The sequence below is a fragment of the Gemmatimonadaceae bacterium genome, from assembly GCA_020851035.1.
GTDB lineage: Bacteria > Gemmatimonadota > Gemmatimonadetes > Gemmatimonadales > Gemmatimonadaceae > JACMLX01.
Genome location: JADZDM010000012.1, coordinates 93,679 through 112,259, shown reverse-complemented (window position 1 = coordinate 112,259; position 18,581 = coordinate 93,679). Strand labels below are relative to the sequence as shown.

Sequence of the window (18,581 nt, the reverse complement as noted above, 5' to 3'; positions counted from 1 at the left end):
AGCAGGGTGAAACAGGGTGTGGCGCAGCGGCGTAGACCGGGCACGCCGCCGCGCCTGCCGCCTCCGTTCCGACGCGCCATGATGATCCATCCTCCCCGCCGTGACACCGACGTACCCGGCACGCTCGTGCTCCGCTGCACGCGATACCTGATCGCGCTGCTCGCCGCCCTCACCATGCTCCTGCCGGCTGGCACAGTGCAGGCGCAGGGCGCCGGCGGGGCCGACACACTGTCGGGTCGGGTCACCTCCGCCGAGACGGGCATGCCGATCAACGGCGCCGTCGTCTTCGTCACCCGCGGCCCTGACCGGCTGGTGCAGCAGGACACGGCCAACGCCGACGGCCGCTGGCGCGTGGTGTTCTCGCCGGGCACTGGCGACTACCTGGTCTTCATCGCAGCGCCGGGCGCACAGTCGTTCCGCAAGCGCGTGACGCGGGTCGCATCCGAGCGGGCGTTCGTGGTCGATGCGGTGCTGCGCGCCACCGGTGGCGCACAGCTCGCGGCGGTACGCGTGCAGGCGCAGGCCCCCCGCCCCGAACGGCCGAACCGCACCGGTGCGTTGCCGACCACCGGCAGCAACGAGCGCATTGCCGAGGGGGTCTACGGTGCCGTGAGCCCGCTGGCGGCAGGCAATCCCACCGCCATCGCGGCCACCATTCCCGGACTGGTCGTGGGCCCGAACGGCATCACCGCACTCGGCGCAGGTGGTGACCAGTCGCTGGTGACGCTCAACGGACTCGCCTCCGGCGCATCGATCCCGCGCGAGGCGCGCACGCGCACGCGCGGCTCACTCTCGAACTACGATCCCTCCATCGGCGGCTTCAGTGGCGCGCTGGTGTCCCAGGAGCTCGAGGCGGGCCGGGAGGATACGGAACGGCGCGGGAGCATCACGCTCGACGCGCCGGCGCTGCGGGCCAGCGATCCGCTCGCGCGCGCCTACGGGCTTCGTCCGACCACATTCCAGGCGTCGCTCGGACAGACCGGCCAGATCATCGACGATCGCCTGTTCTACACCGCGGCGGCGCAGCTGTCACGACGACATGCGCAGCCGGCCACGCTGCTGACGGCCCCGGGGCAGGTACTCGCGCTGTCCGGGCTCGACATCGGCGACGTGACCCTCGTGCAGCAGGGCCTGCAGTCCACCGGCATTTCGTTGACCGGCAGTGGCCAGTCGGCCGTCGTGGACCAGGTCAACCTCGTCGGCCAGCTCGACCGGACACCGCGCGGGATGCATGCCATGCGGTTCACGGGGCTCATCGACGCGCAACGTTCCACGGGAGTCGGCATCACGCCGGTGTCGCTGCCCGGTGTCGGGAGCCGCGAGCAGGTGGTGACGGCCGCCGCGCAGTTCGGTTCCGTCGCCATCCTCGGCACACGTCGACCATACCAGAACGACTTCCGCTCCTCGGTCTCGGTGCAGGCGAACCGGTATGACGCCACGTCGCGGCTCCCTGCCGGCGCCGTCCGCCTTCCCGACATCACGGGGGATCCGCTCGACCCGACGGTCGCGGTGCCCACGATCAGCTTCGGCGGCTACGGCGGCCTCACCGGCACGCGGACCAGCGCCACGTGGGAGCTGGCCGACGACCTGAGCTTCCTGCGTGGCGGCCGGACGCACCTCTTCAAGCTGCACGCCTGGAGCCGGATCGACGCGCTGCGCGACGAGACCGTGAGCGATGCGCGTGGCACGTTCAGCTTCAACACGCTCGACGACCTCGTGGCCGGCACGCCGTCTGTGTACACACGGACGCTCGCACAGCCGGCACGCGACGGGGCGACTTGGAACGCGGCGACGGCCTTCGCGCACCGGTGGGGTCCATCGCGCGTCTTCCAGCTCCTGTGGGGGGCGCGGGTCGACGCGAGCCGGTTCCTCGGCGCACCGGCACCGAATGCACACCTGGAGAGCACGCTCGGCCTCCGTACGGATCGCGTGCCGTCGAGTGTCTCGGTCAGTCCGCGACTCGGCATCACGTGGTACCTCGTGAAGGACGCCGCCGGCGGGACCATGACGCGCGCCTCGGACCTCGCCAGCCGGTCGTCGTTGCCGGTGGGGATGATCCGTGCCGGTGTCGGCGCATTCCGCGGGATCTATCGCCCAGATGTGCTGGCGAACGCCGACGGTGCCACGGGTGCGCCGGGTGCGTTCCGGCGCATCACCTGTGTGGGCAGCGCCGCGCCGACGCCGGACTGGGATGTCTACGGCACTGGCGCAGCGCCGACCACCTGTGCCGCCGGCGCACCCGGCCTGGCCGACGGGGCGCCGTCCGTCTCGCTGCTCGGCGACGCATACCGCGCCCCGCGGAACTGGCGCGCGAGCGCCGGCTGGACGTCGCGCGCGGCGAAGGTCGACTACCGCCTCGATGCGACGTACGCCCTCAACTTCGACCAGGCGAGCGTGATCGACCGCAACCTGCGCGATGCGCCCATCTTCACCCTCCCGGACGAGGGTGGCCGCGCGGTCTTCGTGCCTCGCAGCTCGATCGATGCGGGGACCGGCAGCGTCTCCGCCGCCGCCTCGCGGCTCTCAGAGTCGTTCGGGCCCGTGCTCGAACGGCGCGGCGACCTGCGCGGCCGCGCGCGCAGCGTCACGCTCTCGCTGACCCCCGACCTCTCGGACCTCAGCGGCGGAGACACGTACCTCAACCTGAACTACACCTGGGCCTCGGCGCGTGCGGCGGGCCGTGGCTTCGACTCCGGCAGTGGCGCGGACCCGCGCCGCATCGAGTGGGCCCGCAGCCCATTCGACGTGCGGCACCAGCTCATCGCACAACTGGCGCGCACCTTTCCCGCCGGGATCGGGCTGTCGCTCTTCCTCTCGATGCAGAGCGGCACGCCGTTCACGCCGATGGTCGCCGGCGACGTGAACGGTGACGGACGCGCGAACGACCGGGCGTTCATCCCGCGCGCGGGCAGCCCGGCCCTCGATGCGCTGGTCGCCGGTGCGCCGGACGCGGTGGCGCGATGCCTGCGCGCGCAAGGCGGCCAGATCGCCGCCCGCAACAGCTGCGACGGGCCATGGACCCAGTCGATGCAGCTGCGCCTCGACCTTCCCGGGCGCCTCCTCCGACTGCCGAACCGGGCGCGTGTCGCCCTGCAGTTCGCGAACCCGCTTGGCGCGATCGACCGGGCCGTCAACGGCGCGGACGGGTTGCGCGGATGGGGCACGGCATCGTTGCCGAACCCGGTGCTGCTGGTCCCGCGCTCGTTCGAGGCCACCGCGAGCAGGTTCGGGTACGACCTGAATCCCCGCTTTGGCGAGACGCGGCCGTCGCGGGTCTCGCGGCCGCTCGAGCCGTACGGGGTCACGCTCGACGTCCGGCTGAATCTCTCGGTGCCGGGTGAAGTGCAGGAACTCCAGCGCCAGATGAAGCCCGGCCGCCGCGGTGACACGCGGCCGCGCCTCAATGCCGACACGCTGATGGCCCGCTACCAGCGCAGCATGCCCAGCCTGTTCACCGGCCTGCGTGCCCTGTCCGACACGCTGCTGCTGACGGCGACGCAACAGGACTCGCTGGCCGGCGAGGAGGTCCGGTACCGGGCCGCGCTGGACACCGTCTATCGTCCGCTGGTGGTGTACCTCGCGGCGCTGCCGGACTCGTATGACGGCAAGGAGGCGCTGCAGCGGGTGCAGGCGGTGGACTCGCTGGCCTGGGAGGTGACGTACGCCACCGGGGCGAAGGCGAAGGCCGTGCTCTCGCCACTGCAGCTCACGATCCTGCCCGAGTTCCTGCGCCGCCTCATCGAGGAACCGGTCGAGTCGATGCGGCGAGATCACGTGCGGTACGAGCTGGACGTCTCACCGCAGGGCTCGAGCTTCAGCATGAGCCGCCGGTAGCACGCGTTCGCTAGCGGCCTGCCCGCCGATCCTGGCCGGCCAGCAGGCCGGCCAGGGCCGAGTCGAGGGTCGGGAGCAGGGCCGTGCCGCGCAGGCCCTTGTCCACGCGCAACACCGTGCCGTCGCGATCGATCAGCACCGCGCGTGGGAACTGCTCGGCCTGGAAGATCCTGACCGCGTCCTGCCGCGACGCGCGCGACGGCAGCACATGTTGCCACGGCATCGCGAAGCGGCTGCGCCGGAATCGCGCCACCGTTGCCGGGTCACTGTCGAACGACAGGCTCACGAGCGCGAACCCGCGCTTGCGGTGCTTCACCCAGGCCGCGTGCAGGGTGGGCATCTCCCGCACGCAGGGGCCGCACCAGGTGGCCCAGAGGTCCACCAGTGCCACCTTGCCCGCCAGCGACAGCGGAGAGATCGTCACCGTGCTGTCGTTGAGCGCAGGCCAGGCGAAGGTCGGTACGAGCCGTCCCACCAGCGGCTCCTTCGCCGCCTGGCCGCCCAGCGGGGACGCCAGCGCAGCCGCCAGCAGGAGACCGCGCACCAGCGCGGGGCATCGGCGCCTCCGCGTGCTCATGTCAGCGCACCGATGGCCGCCTCCACGGCACGGCGGAGCGTGCCGTCGGCCATGATCGTGCGCACGGCCTCGAGGTCCGGTGTCAGCACGCGATCCGATTCCAGCGGCGGCACCACGGCGCGGATGGCATCACGGGCGGCGCCGACGCCGGGGCCCGGCCGCAACGGCTGGTGGAAGTCCAGCCCCTGCGCCGCGTTCAGCAACTCGATCGCGACCACCCACGTCGCATTCTCGAGGATCATCGCGCACTGCCGGGCGCTGGTGGTCCCCATGCTCACGTGGTCCTCCTGGTTGGCGCTCGTCGGGATGCTGTCCACGCTGGCCGGATGGGCGAGCACCTTGTTCTCGCTCACGAGGCTGGCCGCGGTGTACTGGCTGATCATCAACCCCGAGTTGAGCCCGCCCTGTCGTGACAGGAACGCCGGCAACCCGCTCACCGCGGGATCGAGCATGTGCTCCACACGGCGCTCGCTGATGTTCGCGAGTTCCGCAATCGCCACCTTGGCGTAGTCCATCACCAGCGCCACGGGCTGGCCGTGGAAGTTCCCGGCCGAGATCACGGCATCATCGGCGGCGAAGACGAGCGGGTTGTCGGTCACCGCGTTGCACTCCCGCTCCACCACGGCGGCCACGTGCGTCAGGGCATCGCGGCTGGCACCGTGCACCTGCGGCATGCAGCGCAGGCTGTACGCATCCTGCAGCTTCTCGCAGTCGGCGTGCGAGGCGTGGATGGGGCTGTTGGCCGCCAGGCGTCGCAGGTTGCCGGCGGCCGCTGCGGCACCGGGATGTGGGCGCATCGCCATCACACGCGCGTCGAACGCCACCGACGTTCCCTTGAGCGCCTCCAGCGACATCGCGCCGGCGATGTCGGCGAGCGTCGCGAGTCGCATCGCGTCGTGCACCACCAGGGCGCCGATGGCGGTCATGGCCTGCGTGCCGTTGATGAGCGCGAGGCCTTCCTTCGCCTCGAGCACCACCGGTGACAGCCCGGCGCGTTCGAGCGCCAGGGCGCCGGACAGCACCTCGCCGCGGTACTCGGCGCGCCCCTCACCGATCAGGGGCAGCGCCATGTGTGCCAGGGGCGCGAGGTCACCGCTCGCCCCCACCGAGCCCTGCGACGGGATCACCGGATGCAGCCCGCGGTTCAGGCACTCCAGCAGCAGCTCGATGACCTCGATCCGGATGCCGCTGCAGCCGAATGACAATGACTGCGCGCGGAGCAGCAGCATCGCGCGCACCACCTCGGTGGACAGCGGTGTGCCCACGCCCATCGCGTGCGACACGAGGAGGTTGCGCTGGAGCTGACGCACATCGCCGGCGGCGATGCGCACGCTGGCCAGCTTGCCGAAGCCGGTGGTGACGCCGTACACGTTGCGCTCGGCGGCCACCAGCGCATCGACGTAGGCGCGGCTCTCGAGGATGCGCGGCCGGGCGTCGGTGGCGAGCTGCACGGGGGCGTGGTGTCGGGCGACGCGCACGACATCGGCGATCTGGATCGGCGCGCCGACGGTGACGCGCGCGGCAGGTGAGGTCATGACAGTTCGGTACCGGCGATGAACACGCGCTGCACGACGTCATCGCCAAGGGTGTAAGGAAGGTCGCGCCAGTCGGCGCTGCGGAGCACCAGCAGGTCGGCGCACATCCCGGGTGCGATGCGGCCGACGTCGGGCAGGCCGAGCGCCGCGGCGGCGTTGGCGGTGCAGGCCGTGAGCGATTCGGCGGGCGACAAGCCGTTGAGCCGTACGCCGAGTGCCATGGCCATCGCCATCGAGAACAACGGCGACGAGCCCGGGTTGCAGTCGGTGCCGACGGCAACGATCGCCCCCGAGTCGACCAGTGCACGGCCGGGCGCAGCAGGCAGGCCGAGGTGCAATGACACGCCGGGCAGCACCACGCCGACCGTGTTGCCCGCGGCGAGTGCCGCCACCTGGTCCGGCCCGCTGGACTCGAGGTGATCCACGCTCAAGGCGCCGTGCGCGATCGCGAGCTCGGTGCCGCCGAGGGCATGGAACTGGTCGGTGTGCGCCTTGCACGACAGTCCCGCGCGCCGTGCCGCACGCAGCACCTGGCCGGCGTCGGCCACGGAGAACGCCTCACGCTCGATGAAGATGTCCACCGCGCTGGCGCTGCCGTCGGAGGCGAGTTGCGGAATCCACTCATTGGTGGCCGCGTGCAGGTATGCCGCGCGCTCAGCGGCGTCGCGCGGCGGCAGGTGGAACAGCATCGTCGCCTCGAGACGCGCCGGCACCAGTGACCGGAGCCGGCGCACGACCTCGAGTTCGCGGCACTCGTCCTCCCAGCCGGCACCATAGCCGCTCTTGACCTCGATGGTCGTGGCACCAGCGCGCATCATGCGTTGCAGGCGCTGCGTGGCGCTGCCCACGAGCGCCTCCGTCGTCGCGCGCGACGTCTCGCCGACGGTGTGACGGATGCCGCCGCCACCGGCGAGGATTGTCTCGTATGCCACACCGCTGGCACGCGCCTCGAAGTCGGCAAGGCGATCGCCACCCCACACGACGTGCGTGTGCGGATCGACCAGTCCCGGCACCACCGCCGCACCGCCGAGATCGACCTCGTCGTGCGCCGTGCCCTGCCAGTCGCTACGTGAACCGCACCAGCTCACGTGGCCGTTGGTGATCGCGACCGCGGCGTCATGCGTGACCGACAGTTCGCCCATCGCGCCACCGCGCACGGCGCCCTTCCCCGGCACCGTGACCAGCGCCCCGATGTTGGTGAGCAGGCGCGTGGCCGACATCAGGCGCGGTCCAGTGACGGCATGTCCACTCCACGCTCGCGCACCACGCGCAACGCCGTCTCGTAGCCGGCGTCGGCATGCCGGATCACGCCCATCGCCGGATCGTTCGTGAGGCAGCGGCGCAGTCGCTCATCGGCCTCGGCGCTGCCATCCGCGACGGCGACCAGGCCGGAGTGCTGGCTGTAGCCCATGCCGACCCCGCCGCCATGATGGAAACTCATCCACGCGGCGCCGCTCGCGATGCCGGTCGCGAAGTTCAGCAGCGGCCAGTCGCTGACGGCATCGCTCCCGTCGCGCATCGCCTCCGTCTCGCGGTACGGGCTCGCCACGGAGCCGGCGTCGAGGTGGTCGCGGCCGATCACGATCGGTGCCGAGACGCGCCCGTCGCGCACCATCTCGTTGAAGAGCAGGCCGGCCTTGTCGCGCTGGCGGTAGCCGAGCCAGCAGATGCGCGCCGGCAGCCCCTGGAAGGCGATGCGATCACCAGCCCAGCCCAGCCATTGCTGAAGGCGCGCATCCTCCGGGAAGAGCTCCTTCATGGCGGCGTCGGTGGCCGCGATGTCCGCCGGATCGCCGCTCAGGGCGACCCAGCGGAACGGCCCCCGCCCTTCACAGAAACTCTCGCGGATGAACGCGGGCACGAAGCCCGGATAGCTGAAGGCGTTGGCATAGCCCGCGAGCTGCGCCTGTGCGCGCAGGTTGTTGCCGTAGTCGAACGCGATGGCACCACGCTCCTGCATCGTCACGATCGCATGCACATGGGCGACCATGGCATCGCGCACGCGGGCGAGGTAGGTGTCGGGCTGCAGGCGGCGCAGCGTGTCCACGTCCTCGTCGGCGGCGGTCACGGGGAGATAGCCGACCATCGGGTCGTGTGACGACGTCTGGTCGGTGACCAGCTGCGGCGTGAAGTTGCGCGCGACCATCTCGGGGAGGATGGTCGCGGCGTTGCCGAGCAAGCCGATGGAGAGGGCGCGTCGTTCCTGTCGCGCCGTCTCGGCGGTGCGGATCGCGTCGTCGAGTGAGGTGGCGACGACGTCGAGATACCGCGTCTCGAGGCGACGTTGGATGCGCGTGGGGTCGACCTCGATGCAGATGCTCACACCACCGGCGAGCGTGACGGCGAGCGGCTGCGCGCCGCCCATGCCACCAAGGCCGGCGGTCACGGTGATGGTGCCGGCGAGGGTGCCGCCGAAGTGGCGGTCTGCGGCGCCGGCGAACGTCTCGTAGGTGCCCTGCAGGATCCCCTGCGTGCCGATGTAGATCCAGCTCCCGGCGGTCATCTGGCCGTACATCATGAGGCCGAGCTTGTCGAGCCGGTCGAACTCCTCCCAGGTGGCCCACTTCGGGACGAGGTTGGAATTGGCGATCAGCACCCGCGGCGACATGGGGTGTGTCTCGAGCACCGCCACGGGCTTGCCGGATTGCACCAGCAGCGTCTCGTCGTCGCGGAGCCGATCGAGCGTCGCGACGATGGTGTCGAAGCTCTGCCAGTCACGCGCCGCCTTTCCCCGTCCGCCGTACACGACGAGGTCGTCGGGGCGCTCGGCCACCTCGGGGTCGAGGTTGTTCATCAGCATGCGCTTGGCCGCTTCCTGGATCCAACCCCGTGCCGTTCGCGTACCACCCCGTGCCGCCCTGATGTGTCTGGCCATCGCCGTCGTCAGTTCGTGGTGAGTTCGTCGTGAAATGCCACCGTCGTCCCGTCTGATATATCACACGCGTACCGCGATCGCACCAACGCTGCCCGCGCCCCGCATGTCTAACCTACGGACAATGGCGAGCGCGACGCACGACCTCGTAATATCACGTCACCTGCGTCCCCCTCCCGCTGCGCATCGCCCGCCTGCACAGCTTACCCGTTCTCTCCGGTCCCATCACGATGCCGATGCAACTCGCCGAAGCGGCATACGCTCGACTCCGTGGCATGATCCTCAACGGCGACCTGCCGGCCGGATCTGCGCTCACCGAAAACGCCATCGTCGAGCGGATCGAGATCGGCAAGACGCCGGTCCGCGAGGCGATGCGACGGCTCGTCCTCGAGGGACTCCTCGCCGTGACACCCCGGCTGGGCTACACCGTGACGCCGATCACGCTGTCCGACGCCGAGGACCTCTTCCAGCTCCGGTGTATCGTTGAGGTCGCCGCAGTCGAGCTCGCCTCGCCACGGCTCGGCGAGCCCGAGCTCCAGCGGCTCGAGGAGCTCAGCACCATCGGCTACGACCCCGGCGACCGTGAGTCGATCATGGTCTTCTCCGCCGCCAACGCGGAGTTCCACGAGATCATCGCCGTCGGGAGCGGCAATCGCCGACTCGCCGAGCTCGCCCTGTCGCTGATGCAGGAGAGCCGCCGTTTCATCCAGGCCGTCACCCTGACCGACGACCATGGACGCCTCGTCCAGCAGCAACACTGCGAGATCGTGGCCGCGCTGCGTGACCGGGATCCCGAGGCCGCAGCGGCGGCCGTCCGTCAGCACCTCGACGACAGTCGACTGCTGACCGTCGCGAGCCTGTCGCAGCCGGTCGGCAGCGCCGTCTGACGGCCCGCCGGCACCGTCCGGGGGGCGCCGCGCAAGCCGGAGGCCCCCTGCCCGCCGTTGCCGGCCGCTAATATTCATCGCTTCCGCAGCGGCGCCGGCGCCCTGCACCGCGTTGCGACACGCCGCCACACAGGCCGGCGGTGTCGCTCCCTCAGCGCCAGCAGGTTCACGATGAAGTGGGACGACAACGGTCCGAGCCAGGACCTCGAAGACCGCCGCGGCGAACGAGCCGGCGGTGGTGGTGGCTTCCGGCTGGGTGGCGGGCGCGTCGGCATCGGTGGGTTCCTCGTGCTGCTCGTCCTGAGCGTCGTCTTCAAGACCGACCTCACCGGCGCACTCGGCGCGGGAGGCGGAGCCCCGATGCCATCGGCTGAGCCGAGCGGCCCGCCACGGCCCCCGGCCCAGACGTCGGCGGAAGAGGAGACCCTCGTCAAGTTCATGTCCTTCGTGCTCGATGACGCGCAGGCCAACTGGGAGAAGGTCTTCACCCAGGGCGGCGCGGAGTACCGGCGCGCCCGGCTGGTGCTCTTCCGGGATGCAGTGAACACTGGCTGTGGCGCGGCCCAGTCCGCCTCCGGCCCCTTCTACTGCCCGGCTGACGAAAAGGTCTACGTGGACCTGGGCTTCTACGACGAACTCCGGCGGCGGTTCGGCGCGCCCGGGGACTTCGCCCAGGCCTACGTGCTCGCGCACGAGATCGGCCATCACGTGCAGAACGTGCTCGGGACCGAGCGCCAGATGCGGCAGATGCAGCAGCGGAACCCCGGCGCGCGCAACGAGCTCTCGGTCCGGCTCGAGTTGCAGGCGGACTGCTACGCCGGCATCTGGGGCCGGCACGCGCAGCAGCAGGGGCGCCTCCAGCCCGGTGACATCGAGGAGGCCCTCGGCGCCGCGTCAGCCGTGGGCGACGACCGCATCTCCGAGATGACGGGGAGCGCAATCCGGCCCGAGTCGTTCACGCACGGCAGTGCCGCCCAGCGCATGACCTGGTTTCGTCGCGGTTTCGACACCGGGACGGTGGACGCCTGCGACACGTTCAGCCGCTGACGTGGCGCGCCGCGGCGCTACGCGGATTGCGGCTGCAGCACGGCGGCAGCGGCGCCATCGTCGAACTCCCCTTCCCACCGCGCCATCACGACCGTCGCCAGGCAGTTGCCGACGAGGTTCACGCTGGTGCGGGCCATGTCCATCACGGCATCGACTCCGAGGATAAGCGCCACGCCCTCGAGCGGCAGCCCGAAGGTGGTCAGCGCGCCGGAGAGGATGACCAGCGATGCCCGCGGCACGGCCGCCACGCCCTTCGACGTCAGCATCAGCGTCAGCATCATCAGCAGCTGGGTCTTCAGTGGCATGTCGATGTTGGCGGCCTGCGCGACGAAGATGCTCGCCACGGCCAGGTAGAGCGTGCTGCCGTCGAGGTTGAAGCTGTAGCCCGTGGGCATGACGAACGCCACGATCCGCTTCGGCACGCCCAGCTTCTCCATTGCCTGCATGGCGCCGGGGAGCGCGGCCTCGGAACTGGCGGTGGAGAATGCCATCAGCGCCGAGGCCTTCACCTGCTTCACGAAGGCGGCGAGCGGCACCCGTGCCAGCAGCACGACGGGAATCAGGACGAGCAGGATGAAGACGGCCAGCGCACCGTAGAGCGTGAGCACGAGCTTGAGCAGGGTGAGCAGCACGGCCAGTCCCGAGCGCCCCACGGTCGCCGCGATCGCCCCGGCAATGCCGATCGGCGCGAACGCCATCACGATGCCCACGAACTTGAACATCACCTCGCTGAGTGACTCGCAGAAGTCGAGCATCACCTGGCGGGGCTTGCCCGGCACGCGCGCCAGCGCGATCCCGAAGAGGACGCTGAAGAACACGATCTGCAGCACCTCGTTCTTCGCCGCCGCCTCGAAGAAGCTCTGCGGCACGGTGTGCTCGAGCACGCCGGACAGCGTCGGGGTGGTGGTCGTGAACTCCTTGGCATCCGCCGCGTTCGCCGCGCCCAGCGAGACGCCCTCGCCGGGCTTGACGAGGTTCACCGCGATCAGGCCGACCGCGAGCGCCAGCGTGGTGACGACCTCGAAATAGATGATCGACCGCAGGGCCAGCCGCCCGACCTTCTTCATGTCGTCGCCGTGGCCGGCGATGCCGATCACGAGGGTGCTGAAGAGCAGCGGCACGATGACGGACTTGATCATCCGCAGGAAGATCGTGGACAGCAGCTTCAGGCTCTGCCCGAACTCCGGGAAGAGCCAGCCGATCAGCGTCCCGACGATCATGGAGACGATGATCCACTGCGTGAGCGACAGCTTCTTCAGGAACGACATGCGGTCTCGGTCGGTGTGGTCAGTGGGACGGGCCTTCGAGCTCCGGCACCTTGGGCAGCTCGCGGCCGGTGCGCAGGACGGAATTCCGGTATCCGTACGCGAAATAGAGCACGAGGCCGATCAGGAGCCAGATGCCGAACGCCTGCCAGGCACTCGCCGGCAGGCCGCGCATCACGTACAGGCAGGCCAGTGCGCCGCCGCCAGCCACCGGCCAGACGAAGGGCACCTTGAACGGGCGATGACGGTCCGGCTCCCGGATCCGCAGGGCCAGCACGCCGAGGCACACCAGCATGAACGCCGCCAGGGTGCCGATGTTGGTCAGGTCATACGTCGCGGCATCGTCGGCCACCAGGCCGCCGAGGGCGACGCACACGCCGGTGATGATCGTCGTCACGTGCGGCGTGCGGTACTTGGGGTGCAGCTTGGCCGCGAACGGCGGCAGCAGCCCGTCGCGCGCCATCGCGTAGAAGATCCGCGGCTGCCCGTACTGGAACACGAGCAGCACCGCCGCCATCGAGACCACGGCGCCGGCCGAGACGATCCAGCTCGCCGTGCTCAGGCCGGCCAGCGTCAGCGCCTTGGCCAGCGGATCGGCACCGAGCAGCTGCGAATACGGCACCATGCCGGTCGCGACGGCGCCGACGATCACGTAGATCAGCGTGCAGATGCCCAGCCCGAGGAGGATGCCGCGCGGCAGGTTCCGCTGGGGATCGATGGTCTCCTCGCCGGCGGTGCTCACGGCGTCGAAGCCGATGTAGGCGAAGAACACGATCGCGGCGCCCTGGTGGATCCCCTTCCAGCCATTGGGGGCGAACGGGTGGTAGTTGGCCGGGTCGATGTGCATGGACCCCACCACCACGAACAGCGTCAGCACCAGCAGCTTGATGCCGACCATCACGGCATTCGCCCGCGCGCTCTCCTTCACGCCGCGGCAGAGCAGCCATGTGATCGCCGCGACGATGAGGAAGGCGGGGAGGTTGAGGAGCACGGGAATGCCGGCGATGTGCGGGGCGTCGACGATCGCCTGCTGCACGGCCGGCACGGTGCTCTTCATCGCCTGGAAGTAGCCGTGCGTGAGCCAGATGGGCAGGTGGATCCCGAAGCCGCTCAGGAGCGAGTCGAAGTAGCCGCTCCAGGCGATCGCCACCGCCACGTTGCCGACCGCGTACTCCAGGATCAGGTCCCAGCCGATGATCCACGCGACCAGCTCGCCCAGGGTGGCGTACGAGTACGCGTAGGCACTGCCGGCGGCCGGGATCATCGCCGCCAGCTCGGCATAGCAGAGCGCGGCCAGTCCGCAGACGACGCCGAGCAGCACGAAGCTGACGACGAGCGCCGGCCCCGCACCGTACCGGACGACGGTGCCGTCCTTGAGCACCTCGCCGGCGGCGGCCGTGCCGAGGGAGGCGAAGATGCCGGCACCGATCACGGCCCCGATCGAGAGCAGGACGAGGTCACTCACGCCGAGCGTGCGCTTCATGCCCGAACTCTCGCTCGCGCCGGCGATCGGCTTCCGCTGCAGCAATGACATGGGCACCGGGTGAAACGGTTCCTGTCGGTGCACTCCCCGCGGGGGGAATGCACCGGCAGCCGTGCGGGTCACATCAGATGAACAGCGGCGCCATGACGAGCGTGATCGTGCTGAGCAGCTTGATCAGCACGTGCAGCGACGGGCCGGCGGTGTCCTTGAAGGGGTCACCCACCGTGTCGCCGACGACGGCCGCCTTGTGCGCGTCGCTCTTCTTGCCACCGAAGGCGCCGGTCTCGATGTACTTCTTGGCGTTGTCCCACGCACCGCCGGCATTGTTCAGGAAGCCAGCCATCAGGATGCCGACCACCGTCGAGATCATCAGGAACCCGGCCACCGCCTCGGCGCCGAGGCGCTCGCCCGGCGCACCGAGCCACTTGAAGACCACGCCCACGATGATCGGGAAGCTGACCACCAGCGCCCCCGGCAGCACCATCGCCCGCAGCGCGCCCTTGGTCACGATGTCCACGCAGGCTGCGTAGTCCGGCTTGTCGGTGCCGAGCATGATGCCCGGCTTCTCGCGGAACTGGCGGCGCACCTCGGTGATGACCGACTGCGCGGCCGTGGAGACGGCCTTCATCGCCAGCGACGAGAACCAGAACACCAGCATGCCGCCGAGCAGCGCCGCCACGAACACCTGGGGCTTCGACAGGTCCACGCTGAGCGGGGAGCCGGTCATGTTCTTCACCTCGTCCAGGTACGCCGAGAACAGCAGGAACGCCGCCAGTGCGGCGGAGCCGATGGCGTAGCCCTTCGTGAGCGCCTTGGTGGTGTTGCCCACCGAGTCGAGACGGTCGGTCTTGTCGCGGATCTCGGGCGGCTGCTGCGACATCTCCACGATGCCGCCGGCGTTGTCCGTGATCGGACCGAAGACGTCCATCGCGAGGATGTAGCCGGCTGTGCCCAGCATGCCCATCGTCGCCACGGCGGTGCCGAACAGGCCGCCCACCGCCACGCCGTTCTCCATCAGGCCACTGCCCTGCCCGATCATGAAGCTCGCCAGCAGCGCGATGCCGATCGTGATCACCGGCAGCACGGTGGACTCCATGCCGACCGCCAGGCCCATGATGATGTTCGTCGCCGGACCGGTGTTGCTGGCGTCGGCGATCGAGAGCACGGGACGGTACCGGTACTCGGTGTAGTACTGCGTGATGAACACGAAGGCGATGGAGGTCACGATGCCGATCACGCCACAGGCGAAGAAGCTCTTCCAGGCGTCCGGCGCCTCCGGCGTGGCGAGCAGCCACCGGCAGGCGAGGAAGAACATCACCGTCACCAGCGCGGCCGTGATGTAGTAGCCACGGTTCAGCGCATCCATCGGGTCCGCATCTTCCTTCGTGCTGACGGTCATGACACCGACCACGGAGCAGAGCAGGCCGAGCGCGCCGATGACGAGGGGGAACAGGATGCCGTTGATGCCGAAGAACTTGAACAGCGCCACGCCAAGGATCATCGCGCCGATGTTCTCGGCGGCGGTGGACTCGAACAGGTCGGCGCCGCGGCCGGCGCAGTCGCCGACGTTGTCACCGACGAGGTCCGCGATCACGGCCGGGTTGCGCGGGTCATCCTCGGGGATGCCGGCTTCCACCTTGCCCACCAGGTCGGCGCCGACGTCCGCCGCCTTGGTGTAGATGCCGCCACCGAGCTGGGCGAAGAGCGCGACGAAGCTCGCCCCGAAGCCGTAGCCCACGATCAGGAACGGGATCTTCGGCGCCCACTGCTCCGCCGTGACGCCCTCGGGGGCCAGCAGGGTGATGATGGCGAACAGGCCACCGACGCCGAGCAGCGACATCGACACGGTGAAGAGGCCGGACACCGCACCGCCGCGGAGCGCCGTCTGCAGCGCGGCGTTCAGCGACTGCATCGCCGCGCTCGCCACGCGGATGTTGGTCCGGATCGAGACCCACATGCCCATGTAGCCGGCGATGCCCGAGCTGAGGGCGCCGAGAAAGAACGACAGCGTGACGAACAGGGCCAGCACCTTCGGGTCGGACACCGGGTCCGAGGGCGTCGTGCTGCGCAGCAGCCCGTAGCCCACGAAGAGCAGCGCGGCGACCACGATCGCCAGCACCGAGATGGTCTTGTTCTGCCGCGACAGGTAGGCCTCCGCGCCTTCCTGGATCGCATCGGAGATCGCCCGCATCTTGTCGGTGCCGGTGCCCTGCGCCAGCACCCAGCGCGCGAGGAAGCCGGCAAACACGAGGGCGATCACGCTGCCCCCGATGATGATGCCGAGCAGTGAGGACTGCGAAGCGTTCATGACTGAGTCTGAGGTTGGGGGATGGTCAGGCGACGATCGACTGATTGCGGCGCGCCAGCAGCTGGACGGGACGTCCGGGCAACACCGGGAGGCGCGCCATGTTGCAGATCACGTACTGCAGGGTCACCCGGCCCGTGCCGCGGAGCAGGGCCCGCGGCAGGTTGCGCGTGGTCTCCTTCACCCCGCGGGCCGCGACGGTGACGCCGAGCCACGCCGTGCGCGGGAACAGCGAGTCGGGAAGCGGCCCGAAGGCGACCGCACCCGCAGCGATCGTGCGGGTCTGTATCACGACGAACAACGTCCACCTGAAAAGAAGGCCCATCGCTGGGCCCATCGATTGCTCGAGGAAGACATACCGGCCGCCCGCACGGGGCAACACCGCAGCCAGCTCGGCGAGCGAGAGCGCGCCGGCCATGGTCATCGCGCCGGTGAGGACCCACGCCATCAGCAGCCAGAACGGCGACGACACGGACCGCGCGATGTCGGCTGAGACGACGAAGATGCCTGCCCCGATCATCGAGCCCGCGACGAGCATCGCGCCATCCGTGCGGGTCAGTGCGGCAACGAAGCCCGGCGCGCTGAACATCCGTCCGCCCGTCGCTGGCGACGGCAGGACGGCAGCGCGACCCCCACTGGGCTTCGGCATGCGGGCTGGGCAATGAGGGTTGAGCGGTCTTCGCGCCTGCGTCGGCACGGGCAGCAGAACGCGGCAAGGTATGCACGGGATCGGCGCGGAGCCAGTTGTGAGATCCGCCACCGCAGCCCCCGCCCCGCTCCGGCGCCGCGGCTTGCGGGGCGAAACGACGAAGGGCGGTCCGCAGTGGACCGCCCTAGAGGAGAATCTCGTACCGGTAGGTGAACTTGACCGGTTGGCCGTTGGCCCGCACGGCGGGTCGGAAGCGTTGCTCCCGCAGGCTGGCGAGGAACTGATCGTCATAGCCACCGTCGCCGGATCGCGGCGCGAACTCGGCGGCCAGCACCTTCCCCGTCTCGTCCACTTCGAGCTCGATGACGATGGTCTTGCCGCGGAGCCGGCGTGGTGTGCCGTTGGGGGGCACGAACAGGGCACGCGGTGTGGGTGGATAGATCGTGGCGTTGCCACCGCCGGTGCCGGCCCCCACGCTCGATCCGGTGCCAGTGCCGACGCCAGACCCGTTCCCGCCGCCGGTGCCGGGGCCATTGCCCGGGCCAGCGTCGGTGCCGGCGCCAGCCCCCGCACCGGCGCCCGGCGCCGCGGCGGCAGGCACGGCCTCGGGCGCTGGCGTCGGCGCCGACGGGGCTGGCGTGGGTGGCGTCTCCACCGGGGGGGTCACCTCCGGCTTCTTCACCTCCGGCGGGACCGGTACCACCGGCGGCAGCACGCTCGGTGTGGTGGGTGCAGGGGGCGCGGCGGGCATCTGGTAGACCTGGATGCGTTCCGGGATGATCGGGGCACCACCGCGCCCGCCACCGCCGCCACCGGCCGCCCCGGGGCCGCCCGCGCCATCGGTGAGCGCATCGGTGATCTCGCGATGGAAGAACGCGGGCAGCAGGAGCAGCACGACGATCAGGAGGTGCGAGACCACGGCGACGACCGCACCGCGGCGTCGATTCTCCTGCAGCGCGCCCTCGGGCACGCCGATGAGCGGCCGGAGCTTCGGCCGTTCGCCGGGCTGGCGCGGGGTGACGTCTGCGTTCTGGGGGAGGCTGCTGTCGTGCATCGGCGGGGGCGAGGGGATCAGGCCTGCGATAGTACGCCTGAGTCAGGGTGAAAGGTTCGTGGCCCGCAACGCAAGTGGGCGACCAGGCCTCAGCCTGGTCGCCCACCGGCGCACCTGTCGCGCGGGACGGCTTACTGCGCCGTCTTCGGCATGTGGCCGATGACCTTCACGCCGGCGCCGCGAGCGACGTCCATGGCGAAGATCACGTCCTGGTACACGGCGTTCGAGTCGCCCTTGATGAAGATCAGCTTGTCCGGACGGGGATCGTAGATCTCCTTCAGGCGCTTGCCGAGGTTGGCCTTCGGCTGCTCTTCCGCATTGACCTTGAACTTGCCCCCTTCCATGACCGTCAGCACGATGTTCTGCGGCGGCGGCCCCGGCGGGGTGGGCTGCGGTGTCGGGTCGGGGAGCTGCACGTCGATCGTCTTGCGGGCCATCGGGACGATGACCATGAAGATGATCAGGAGCACGAGCAGCACGTCGATCATCGGCGTGACGTTGATGTCGTTCGTCAGGCCACCTTCGGAGTCCCCTGCGCTCATCGCCATTACTTCTTCCCTCCGCTCAGGTCGAGCGGGTTCGCCCCGCCCTTCGGTGAGTCGCCGGGAACGGTCGATTCGGTGCCAGGGGTCTGGTCCGTGATCAGGCCGGAGAGGCGGACGCCTCCCTTGGCAATGACGTCGAGCGCATCCTGCACCTTGTAGTACGGCAGTCCGGCGTCCGCCTTCACGTACATGATCTTGTCGATCGTGCGGGCGTCGTAGATCTGCTTCACGAGCTGCTCAAGATCCGCGTTGTTGATCGGCTTCTTGTTCAGGTAGTACAGGCCGTCCTTGTCGATGCCCAGCACCTGGTCGGCATTCTCATCCTCGGGGTGCGCCTTGATGTTCTGGCCCTTCGGCGGGGTCGCCTTGAAGCCAGCGGCAATCTGCGGCACCACGATCATGAAGATGATCAGGAGCACGAGCATGACGTCGATCATCGGGGTGACGTTGGGCTCGGCCTTGACCGAGCCCCCGCCGCCTGCGGACATCCCCATGGAGACGCTCTCTCGTTAACGGTGAGTCAGCTCG

The 18,581-nt window shown here is 69.8% G+C and carries 14 protein-coding genes; 3 read left to right on the top strand and 11 right to left on the bottom strand.

Translation table 11 applies throughout. The annotated features are described in order from the left end of the window. The first annotated feature begins 78 nt into the window (after positions 1–78). Positions 79–3,834, top strand: coding sequence for a carboxypeptidase regulatory-like domain-containing protein (locus IT355_09425; protein ID MCC7053477.1), 3,756 nt, complete (start codon positions 79–81; stop codon positions 3,832–3,834). A gap of 10 nt (positions 3,835–3,844) precedes the next feature. On the opposite strand, the gene IT355_09420 is transcribed toward IT355_09425, so the two are convergent. From IT355_09420 to hutU, 4 genes are read right to left on the bottom strand one after another with little or no spacing between them, the layout of a single operon-like run. Further along, on the bottom strand, positions 3,845–4,411 hold the full coding sequence (locus IT355_09420; protein MCC7053476.1) for a TlpA family protein disulfide reductase: 567 nt from the start codon (positions 4,409–4,411) through the stop codon (positions 3,845–3,847). Then, complete coding sequence (gene hutH / locus IT355_09415) at positions 4,408–5,946, bottom strand: histidine ammonia-lyase (GenBank protein MCC7053475.1); 1,539 nt, start codon at positions 5,944–5,946, stop codon at positions 4,408–4,410. Before hutH ends, IT355_09420 begins: the two co-directional genes overlap by 4 nt. Beyond that, positions 5,943–7,166: an imidazolonepropionase gene (locus IT355_09410; GenBank protein ID MCC7053474.1), complete on the bottom strand. Its 1,224-nt coding sequence runs from the start codon at positions 7,164–7,166 to the stop codon at positions 5,943–5,945. Before IT355_09410 ends, hutH begins: the two co-directional genes overlap by 4 nt. Further along, positions 7,166–8,821 (bottom strand): urocanate hydratase, encoded by a 1,656-nt coding sequence (gene hutU, locus IT355_09405; GenBank protein MCC7053473.1) that lies wholly within the window; start codon positions 8,819–8,821, stop codon positions 7,166–7,168. Before hutU ends, IT355_09410 begins: the two co-directional genes overlap by 1 nt. Positions 8,822–9,093: 272 nt before the next feature. Here hutU and IT355_09400 point away from each other — a divergent pair, with 272 nt between their 5' ends. Next, positions 9,094–9,705, top strand: a complete 612-nt coding sequence (locus tag IT355_09400; protein MCC7053472.1) for a GntR family transcriptional regulator — start codon at positions 9,094–9,096, stop codon at positions 9,703–9,705. 171 nt (positions 9,706–9,876) lie between these two features. Then, a complete protein-coding gene (locus tag IT355_09395; protein MCC7053471.1) occupies positions 9,877–10,752 on the top strand; it encodes a zinc metallopeptidase in 876 nt (291 codons plus the stop codon). Positions 10,753–10,769: 17 nt separating this feature from the next. On the opposite strand, the gene IT355_09390 is transcribed toward IT355_09395, so the two are convergent. The 7 genes from IT355_09390 to IT355_09360 all read right to left on the bottom strand — a co-directional run bounded on the left by IT355_09390 (position 10,770) and on the right by IT355_09360 (position 18,547). Continuing rightward, a complete protein-coding gene (locus tag IT355_09390) occupies positions 10,770–12,020 on the bottom strand; it encodes a cation:dicarboxylase symporter family transporter (GenBank protein ID MCC7053470.1) in 1,251 nt (416 codons plus the stop codon). Positions 12,021–12,039: 19 nt separating this feature from the next. Beyond that, a complete protein-coding gene (locus tag IT355_09385; protein MCC7053469.1) occupies positions 12,040–13,551 on the bottom strand; it encodes an amino acid permease in 1,512 nt (503 codons plus the stop codon). A 73-nt stretch (positions 13,552–13,624) separates the two neighbouring features. Then, positions 13,625–15,808 carry a sodium-translocating pyrophosphatase gene (locus IT355_09380; GenBank protein MCC7053468.1) on the bottom strand — a complete coding sequence of 728 codons (2,184 nt, stop codon included), beginning with the start codon at positions 15,806–15,808 and terminating at the stop codon, positions 13,625–13,627. 25 nt (positions 15,809–15,833) lie between these two features. After that, a complete protein-coding gene (locus IT355_09375) occupies positions 15,834–16,454 on the bottom strand; it encodes an amino acid permease (protein ID MCC7053467.1) in 621 nt (206 codons plus the stop codon). Between the two features lie 184 nt (positions 16,455–16,638). Continuing rightward, complete coding sequence (locus IT355_09370) at positions 16,639–17,508, bottom strand: hypothetical protein (GenBank protein MCC7053466.1); 870 nt, start codon at positions 17,506–17,508, stop codon at positions 16,639–16,641. A gap of 131 nt (positions 17,509–17,639) precedes the next feature. Further along, on the bottom strand, positions 17,640–18,056 hold the full coding sequence (locus IT355_09365) for a biopolymer transporter ExbD (protein MCC7053465.1): 417 nt from the start codon (positions 18,054–18,056) through the stop codon (positions 17,640–17,642). After that, entirely contained in the window at positions 18,056–18,547 is a 492-nt protein-coding gene (locus IT355_09360) for a biopolymer transporter ExbD (GenBank protein ID MCC7053464.1), read from the bottom strand. Before IT355_09360 ends, IT355_09365 begins: the two co-directional genes overlap by 1 nt. Positions 18,548–18,581 lie beyond the last annotated feature (34 nt).